The organism is Fretibacterium fastidiosum (assembly GCF_000210715.1).
GTDB classification, from domain to species: Bacteria; Synergistota; Synergistia; order Synergistales; family Aminobacteriaceae; genus Fretibacterium; species Fretibacterium fastidiosum.
Genome location: NC_021038.1, coordinates 1,008,708 through 1,016,971 on the forward strand (window position 1 = coordinate 1,008,708; position 8,264 = coordinate 1,016,971).

8 protein-coding genes are annotated in these 8,264 nt (G+C 66.6%); 1 reads left to right on the forward strand and 7 read right to left on the reverse strand.

Annotated features, from left to right (window positions below; genetic code table 11):
- The 4 genes from SY1_RS04565 to SY1_RS04580 all read right to left on the reverse strand — a co-directional run.
- Window positions 1-572: formyltransferase family protein (locus SY1_RS04565; protein WP_279369719.1), on the reverse strand; the 572-nt coding region annotated here is incomplete at its 3' end.
- A gap of 5 nt (window positions 573-577) precedes the next feature.
- A complete protein-coding gene (locus SY1_RS04570; protein WP_208872845.1) occupies window positions 578-1,546 on the reverse strand; it encodes a glycosyltransferase in 969 nt (322 codons plus the stop codon).
- A gap of 152 nt (window positions 1,547-1,698) precedes the next feature.
- Window positions 1,699-3,381, reverse strand: coding sequence for a phospholipid carrier-dependent glycosyltransferase (locus tag SY1_RS04575; protein WP_015556332.1), 1,683 nt, complete (start codon window positions 3,379-3,381; stop codon window positions 1,699-1,701).
- Window positions 3,378-4,397, reverse strand: a complete 1,020-nt coding sequence (locus SY1_RS04580; RefSeq protein ID WP_208872847.1) for a bifunctional UDP-4-keto-pentose/UDP-xylose synthase — start codon at window positions 4,395-4,397, stop codon at window positions 3,378-3,380. The genes SY1_RS04575 and SY1_RS04580 overlap by 4 nt, the downstream gene beginning before the upstream one ends.
- Window positions 4,398-4,714: 317 nt before the next feature.
- Between SY1_RS04580 and SY1_RS04585 the strand changes: the two genes are divergently transcribed.
- A complete protein-coding gene (locus SY1_RS04585; RefSeq protein ID WP_015556333.1) occupies window positions 4,715-5,176 on the forward strand; it encodes an Hsp20/alpha crystallin family protein in 462 nt (153 codons plus the stop codon).
- Window positions 5,177-5,270: 94 nt separating this feature from the next.
- Here SY1_RS04585 and SY1_RS04590 read toward each other — a convergent pair whose 3' ends face one another.
- From SY1_RS04590 to SY1_RS04600, 3 genes are all read right to left on the reverse strand, one after another.
- Complete coding sequence (locus SY1_RS04590; protein WP_015556334.1) at window positions 5,271-5,870, reverse strand: cytidylate kinase-like family protein; 600 nt, start codon at window positions 5,868-5,870, stop codon at window positions 5,271-5,273.
- A 79-nt stretch (window positions 5,871-5,949) separates the two neighbouring features.
- Window positions 5,950-7,716 carry a sensor domain-containing diguanylate cyclase gene (locus SY1_RS04595; protein ID WP_208872848.1) on the reverse strand — a complete coding sequence of 589 codons (1,767 nt, stop codon included), beginning with the start codon at window positions 7,714-7,716 and terminating at the stop codon, window positions 5,950-5,952.
- A 58-nt stretch (window positions 7,717-7,774) separates the two neighbouring features.
- Window positions 7,775-8,264 (reverse strand): hypothetical protein (locus SY1_RS04600; protein WP_208872850.1); only part of this gene is annotated, 490 nt, incomplete at its 5' end.

Below are 8,264 nucleotides of genomic sequence, written 5' to 3' on the forward strand. Positions count from 1 at the left end.
CCCCCGGCCTCTCCGGCCAGGATTGCCCCCAGGCTGCGCCGCAGGGCGGCGCCCGCCGCGGGGACCAGCTTTTGAAAGACCTCGATGGCCGTCTCGTCCGGCCCAATGGGGACGGCAATCCGGTCCACGACGTTGCCTCGGTCCGCCCGCGCGGTCATGCGGTGCAGCGTCACCCCCGTCTCCGGCTCTCCGTTCAGCACGGCCCAGTTGACGCAGGCCCTGCCCCGGTAGCGGGGCAGGAGGGAGCCGTGCAGGTTGAAGGCCCCCAACGGCGCGAGGCTCAGGACGCTCATGGGGATCAGCGACCGGTAGTAGAAGGAGAAGATCACGTCCGGTGCAGCCGCCCGCACCCGCTCCACCTCCCCCGAGAGCGCGTCCGGCGTCAGCACGGAAAGGCCGCGGGCCCTGGCCAGGTCGCCCACGGAATCGAACCATCGGACCTCGCCGGGGTCGTCCCGGTGCGTGTAGAGGAGGCGGACGTCCACCCCCTGTTCCAGCAGGACCTTCAGGCACTCGCAGCCGACGGAGCTGTAGGCGAACACCACGGCGCGGCAGGGCCTCTTTTCGCTCACCTCGCTCACCGCCCCTCCCCCGCCTCCGGGGCCTCTCCGTCCAGGCCGTAGAAGCGGCGCACGATGTAGCGCGGCCGGCGGCGCACCTCCTGATAGAGGCGGCCGATGTACTCCCCGGTGATGCCGACGCAGGAGATCGTCACCCCCATCAGCAGGAAGTTCAGGGCCAGGAGCGTGAAGACGCCCTCGGCCTCCGGGCCGACCCACAGGCGCCGGATCAGCATGAACACGGCGAAGCAGAGGCTCAACACGGAGACGGCCAGCCCCATCATCGTGACGGCCTGCAGCGGGACGAGGGAGAAGCTGGTCATCAGGTCGAAGTTCAGGCGGATGAGGCGAAACAGGCTGTACTTGGAGGCCCCGCTCTCCCGCTCGCTGTGCGCCACCTCGATCTCCACGGGGTTGACCGCAAACTTCTGCGCGAGGGCGGGGATGAACGTCGTCGTCTCCGCCGACTCGTTGATGATGTCTATGATATCACGCCGATAGCCCCGCAGCATACAGCCGTAGTCGTGCAGCGACAGGCCCGTGATCCGATTGGTCAGCCAGTTCACGACGCGCGAGGCCGTGCGGCGGAACAGCGTGTCCCGACGGTGCCGACGGACCGTCCCCACCACGTCGTGCCCCTCCTCGAGGCAGGCCACGATGCGGGGAATCTCCTCCGGGGGGTTCTGCAGGTCCGCGTCCATCGTGATGACGTTCTTCCCCGACGCGGCGTTAAACCCCGCCATGATGGCCATGTGCTGGCCGAAGTTGCCGTTGAAGTCGATGACGCGAACCTCCTCCGGCCGCCGTTTCCACTCCCTCAGCAGGAGCGGAAGGGAGGCGTCGCCGCTGCCGTCGTTCACGAAGACGGCCTCATAGGTCCGCCCCATGCCCTCCAGGACCGGAAAGAGCCGATCGAAGAGCCGGGGCAGGCTGTCCTCCTCGTTATAGACGGGAATGATGATGGAAATGTCCTTGCTTTCTTTCATGGATGCGGTCGTATCACTCAATCTCAAGCAGCCCTCCCTGGTGCAAAAGGCGTCAATGGCGCAAAGCCCACGAAATCCGCCGTCGCGGAGGAATTCGGACGGCGCCGTCCCTCAAGGCACAGCCCCGTCGTCCCCTAAAGACAATGCGTTTTTCAGAAGTTCGTGAACAGGATCTCCTTTTCCGTCTCCCCCAGGCGCACGGGCTCGCGTCCCAGGTCCCGCGTCAGCTCTTCCAGCCTGCGCCGGCTCGCGGCCAGCAGGACGCGATCCGGCCCGTTCCACAGCCTGCGGAGCTGTTCCGCGTTCAGGAACCAGCGCGGGTCCTCCTCCTGCGCTGCGCCGAAGTCCAGCTCTCCCCGACCGCCGGCGATCGCGATGCGGCGGCCCAGGTAGAACGACAGCCCCTGCATCAAGTCCCCGTAGGCGACGACGGTGTCGTCGGCCCGCAGCCTTTCGCGCAGCATGGCGGCGATGGGGCGCCTCGAGTCGCGGGCCGCCATCAGGTCGAAACCCGTCCCGGCCACGAAGAGCGCCGTCAGCGCCAGGAGGCAGAGCAGCAGAAAGCCTCGCGTCCGGGCGCGGAGCAGGACGAAGGAGGCCAGGCAGAAGGCCGTCAGCACAAAGCAGAAGGGGTTCGTCGCCGCCCGAAGGTAGGCGTCCTCCGGACGAAGCGCGGGGTAGACCGCGCCGGCCAGGACGATGGGGAGCAGGATCAGGGCGTTCAGGCAGGCGAATCGGCGGCCGGCCCGCATGGCGGGAGCACCGCCCCTCAGTATCCCCTCGACGGCTGCGCCGATGAGCACGGCCAGGGGGGGCAGGCACGGAAGGACGTAGGGGACCAGCTTGGACCCCGACAGGGAGAAGAAGGCCAGGGGAACGGCAAACCAAAGGCTCAGGAACAGGCCGTCCTCCCGCCTCAGGAGCCCGCCCCGTCCCCGCGCGGCGCGAAAGGCGTCCCAGAGCATCCCGGTCCAGGGCACGAGGCCCCCCAGAAGGATGGGGACGAAGAACCAGAAGGGCTCGTAGCGGCCGTGCTCCGTCGTCAGGTAGCGGGTGAAGTGCTCGTGGACGAAGAAGAAGTCGAAGAAGTCCGGGTTGGCGGCGCAGACGGCCCGAAACCACGGCAGGACGACCGCGAAGTACAGCGCGATTCCCCAGGGCGAGAACAGGCGCGGGATCGCCCTCCACCGCCTCAGGCTGGCCAGGTGCAGCACGGCGATCCCGCCGGGGAGGACGACGCCGATCAGCCCCTTGGAGAGCGTCGCCAACGCCATGGCGGCGTAGAAGAGCAGGAGCGGCCGGCGGCCGGCACCCTCCCCACCCCGAAACCACAGCCAATAGCCCAGCATGGCCAGCGTGAAGAAGAACGTCAGCGTCATGTCGATGACGTTGAGCCGCGAGAGCGCGTACCACAGCACGGAGCTGACCAGCACGGCGGCGGCGGCGGCCCCCGCGCGGGCGCTCCCCGTCATGCGCCTCGCGGCGACGAAGGTCAGCAGGCACCCTCCCAGCCCGAACAGGACGGGAAAGAGCCGGGCCGCCGCCTCGTTCTGCCCGAAGGCCGCGAAGGACGCCGCCGTCAGCCAGTAGTGCAGCGCGGGCTTCTCAAAGTACTTGACGTAGTTCAGCCGCGGCGTCACGAAGTCGCCGGACTCGATCATCTCACGGGGGATCTCGGCGTAGCGCCCCTCGTCCGGGTCGATGAGGCCGTACCGCCCCAGACCCCAGAAGTAGACGGCCACCGCCAGCAGGGCCAGGACGGCCCATGGGATGAGGGGACGCGCCGCCGCCAGCCAGCGGAGGAAGCGAGGCCCCTCCCTGCCGCCCGGCCTCATTCCGCGGGCACCTCAAACGCATCGAGCGTCAGGCGCACGGCCTCCCGCAGCCCCACCTTCGGCCTCCAGCCCATCCGTTCCCTCATCTTTTCGATGGAGGGGACCCGGTTCCTCATGTCGTCGTAGCCGTTCGAGTAGTACTCCTCCGCGGGGACGGAGACGACGCGGACCTTCTCGGCGCGGGGGGCGAAGCGCGGGTCCTGGCGCATCACGTCCAGGATGAGCTCCGTCAGCTCCCGGATGGAGAAGTTGTTGTCCGGGTTGCCGATGTTGAAGATCTGGCCGTCCGCCCGTCCCCCCTCGTTTCGCAAAAGGGCCATGAGCGCATCCGTCCCGTCCCCGATCCAGGTGAAGCTCCGGCGCTGCTCCCCGCCGCCCACCAGGGTGACCTCCCCCCGGTACAGGACGTCGTAGATGATCTGGGTGATGGACCGGGCCTTGCGACAGCGGGCGTCCTCCATCGTGTCGAGCCTCGGCCCAACCCAGTTGAAGGGACGGAACAGCGTGTACTGGAGCCCGCGCTCCAGGCCGTAGGCCGCGATCACGCGATCCATCATCTGCTTGCCGCAGCTGTAGATCCAGCGCATCTTGCAGATGGGGCCGACGATGAGGGGGCTCTCGTCCTCCAGCAGCACGGAGTCGCTGGACAGCCCGTAGACCTCGGAGGTCGAGGGGAAGATCACGCGCTTCCTGTGCTCCGCACACATGCGCACCACCTTGAGGTTCTGCTCAAAGTCCAGCTCGAACGTCCACAGGGGGCTGCTGAGGTAGTACGCGGGCTTCGCGACGCCCGCAAAGGGCAGGACGACGTCGCAGGCGGCCACCTGGGCCTCGATCCAGTCGTTTTCCCTGAAGATGTCCCCCTGATGAAAGGTAAAGCGATCCCGCCCCTCGAAGCGCTTCAGGCTCTCGCCGCAGAGGTCGAAGGCCACGACCTCGTAATCGGACTCGTTCAGGATCTTCTCGATCAGATGGCTCCCGATGAAGCCTCCCGCGCCAGGCAAAAAAATACGCAAAGTCTACAGTCCTCCCAGAATAAGCAGATCGCCCCCTCGTCGTCGGGGGACGCCGCACGGCACCTCCACTCCGGCGGCACAGCATCGTGAAAAGTATAGCAAATATCCGGACGATCCACATCGTAGCGGCGCGAAAAGCAAAAAGTCAGCAAAGGTCAGCGAAACGACGGAGGTACGCATTCATCGATTTTGACGATATAGTCATTAAAGGTCAGTGTTATGATAACTCACGTCGAGGGAGGATGGAGCCGGGGAGGCAACGCCTCCTCTCCGACGGAAAAACGATAAAAAATACTTCTTTCAGGAGGTTGTTTACGATGAGGAACGGATACGCACCGGTAGTCTATGGCCGTTTTGGAGGACCTGCGGCGTCGATCTTCGACAGCATGGATCGTCTTGCAGAGCAGATGGGGCTGTTCCCCTTCGAGGGGAGCGGCGGGCTTTCCGCGAAGACGGACCTCTACCGCAAGGACGGGAAGCTCTGCGTCGAGGCGGAGCTGCCCGGCATCAAGCCGGAGGACGTGGAGCTTCACGTCTACGGCGACCGTCTGACGCTCTCCGCGGAGAAGAGGAGCGAGCGGACGGAGGGCACGGAGGGCAAGAGCTACTTCCGGTCCGAGCGCAGCTGGGGCAAGGTGGAGCGCGTGATCTCCTTCCCCGTCGAGGCGGACCCCGACAGCGCGAAGGCCACCTTCAAGGACGGGGTCCTCACCATCGAGGTGGACGAGAAGCAGGAGGACAGGGCCCACAAGAAGGTCGCCATCACGTCGGGGGATTAGGATCAGCCCTATTCCCTGCGGGCTTTGAAACCGAACGGGGGAACGGCTGCAACAGCCGTTCCCCCGCTCTCATTTTTCATCTCTGCCCCGACTGTCAAAACAGCTTCGCGATCGCGGCGACGACCTCGGCGAGGTCCAGCTGGGTCGTGTTGACGCAGAGGTCATAGTTCAGGCGTCCGCCCCACTCCTGCCCGCTGTAAAACTCGTAGTACTTCGCGCGGCCCCTGTTGATGTCGTTGATGTGCTGCGTCAGCTCCTTGTCCGACATCGCCTTCGCGTCCTCGCCCTTCTCGCGGCATCGCCGCATCTTGCTCGCCATTTCCGCGTAGACGAAGATCCGGAAGGGCCGCATGTCCCGCAGGATGTAGTCCGCGCAGCGCCCCACGATGACGCAGTTCGACGCTGCGGCCATCTCCTTGATGAGGCGGTGCTGTTCCTGATAGACGGCCTGTCCCTGTTCCCACATCGGGTTGACCATGGGGTAGAAGCTGCGCCCCACGTGGATCGGGAACGCCGCGGTGGGCCGATGCTCCACGATCCGCTGCACGTACTCCTCCGAGAGGGAGGTGCGCCTGGCCAGCTCCGTGATGATCTCGCGGTCGTAATAGGCGAACTGAAGGGCGTCGGCAAGGCGGCGGCCCAGCTCCCGCCCCCCGCTGCCAAACTCGCGGCCGATGGTGATGATCCTGTTCATGCCCGTCACTCCAATCTACACGAAAGACAAAAACGTGCCTGCTGTTCTAAACCCGATGCCGGACGGAGGACAAGGAGCCTCAGCGGAACATCACGCGGTTCTTGCCCTTCATCCGCTTGGAGGCGTAGAGCGCCTCGTCCACGCGGTGAAAGAGCTGGGTGGGCGTGTCGCCGGGAACGACGGAGGCCACGCCGACGCTCAGGGTGAGCCGCCTCCCATCCGGCAGGAGGTTCAGGATCGACACCGCGGACCGGATGCGCTCGGCGATCCGCTCCGCGACGGCGCGGCTCGCGCCGGTCAGGATGACGAAGAACTCGTCCCCACCCCAGCGGCAGATCGCGTCGTTGCGCCGCGTGCTGTTCCGCAGGATATCCGCCAGCGCCACCAGCGCCTTGTCGCCCATCGCGTGCCCGTAGGTGTCGTTGATGCCCTTGAAGTCGTCCAGGTCGATCATCAACACGGCGACGTCCTGGGGCTTTTTCGCCCTCTCGCGCAGGACCTGCCGCAGGGACTCCTCCATGGCGCGGCGGTTCAGGAGGCTCGTGAGCGCGTCGCGCTCCGCCAGGACGACGAGGCGGCCCCGCGCGTCCTCCCACTCCTGCGTCATGACGTCCACCATGTGCAGGAGGTGGGCGATGACGGAGGTCTGTTTCTGAAGGTGCAGCGGCGCCACCCGGATCACGGGCTCCGCCCCTGTGGGCTCCCCCTCCCGAAAGCCGACGGTGACCAGCATCAGGTTCGTGATCGAAATCTCGCCACCGTTTCGCTGGACCTCGCCGTACGAGTAGAAGCCTGCAGAGGGCGCCAGCTGGCGGAGAACGTCGAACTCCTGCCCCCGGTTCTCCCGCAGCATCTGGTGCCGGCCAGCGCAGCTGACGGCAGCAATCGCCTCCGGGCGAAAGTCCACCATTCGCCTGTGGTTCGCCACGGCCTCCCGAAGGATGGCGAAGGGGGCGCCGCAGGAGATGCGAAGCCTCTCCCCCACCCGAAGGTCCGCATCCAGCTGGACGCTCCCGTCGTCGAGGAAGGCGTTCATGTGACGCCCCACCAGCTGCCCTCCGCGCTCGAAGCACAGGGGGAAGGCCATGGCGTCCTCCAGCGGGTCCCAGCTCTCCCGCCAGCCCAGGTAGTACTCCAGGACCTCGCCGGCGGGCTTCCCATCAAGCTCACAGACCGTGAAGTCGTCCTTCATGCGTGTGACCATCAGCTCAGGGCCCATGGGCACCCAGCCGAAGGACGAGTTCTCGCAGGCGTGCAGCTCCCGACCACTGAAGAAGACGACGACGATGCCGCGCGTGAGGGCCACATCCCCGCAAAACAGCCGGCGTCCCTCAGGTTCGCTCCAGGCCCAGGCCGTCCCGCCGAAGAAGACGATCTCGGGGCGGACGTGGGAAATCTCCCGAAAGAGGGGGTTGAAGTCTACGCGCATGTCGCTGATCAGGAGGCCGACGGCTCTGGCGTCCGCGTCCTCATCCAGCGCCTGTCGCAGCGTCGTGCCCGCTGTGACCGGGTCGTCAGGCAGCACCATGGCCCGCGCGGAGGAGCGCTCAAAGAACATGAAGGTGAGGGAGCCAAGGACGTCGGAGTCCTCACCCCACTCCGGCGAGAGCCATCGGGTCCCGTCGGTGACGCTCATGTCCACCGTGGCCCCACAGACCTCCGCGCCGGGGAACGCGCTTCGAACGCTCCCCAGGATATTTCCCCAGAGCGGGACCGCCGTGCGTTTCAGAAAAACGACCGCCAGTACGGAATCCAGACGCGGCAACTTCGAGGCCTCGGACTTCGCCCTCTCGACCGCCGCGGCGACATCCTCCCGTCCATTCAGCCAATAAGAACGCTGTAGCACGAAAAACCGCCCCCTCCGTACAAGATCGTCCGCTTCCCCTGCTTATTATACCCTTTCTTCACTTCACAAAAGGAGCGCCTGAGCCCCCACCGCACGATTCCGCCGGGTCGTTCGCCGCGCGGCGGCCCCCGCCCTGCGCCGGGTAGACCCTCCAGGTCAGCGCGCCGCTGAGCCACGGGCTGCCGCCCGCTGCGACGTGGGCCTCCGCCGCCATGGCCGCCTCGGGCGAAGCGTCCCCCCTCGGAACGACGAGGTGCGTGACGCCGAGGGGTGCAAAGGCTCCGGGCAGGGCGGGGAGGCCGGGGCCCTGGAGGAAGCAGCCCTTCTTCCTCGTCAGCTCCTCCCGCGTGGAGAGCAGCCACCGGTCGCGGATTGCCTCCGGGGACAGCCACACCCACTCCGCCTCCCGAACGCCTCGGGAGAAGTCGCTTTGGGGGAAGCAGTCCGGCCCGATGCCCCGGTCATCGAACACCGCGACGCGCCAGCCCCAGTCGCGCATGAAGGGCAGGAGGTCGCGCTCGTACCCCAGCACGGCCACGCGGTCGCCC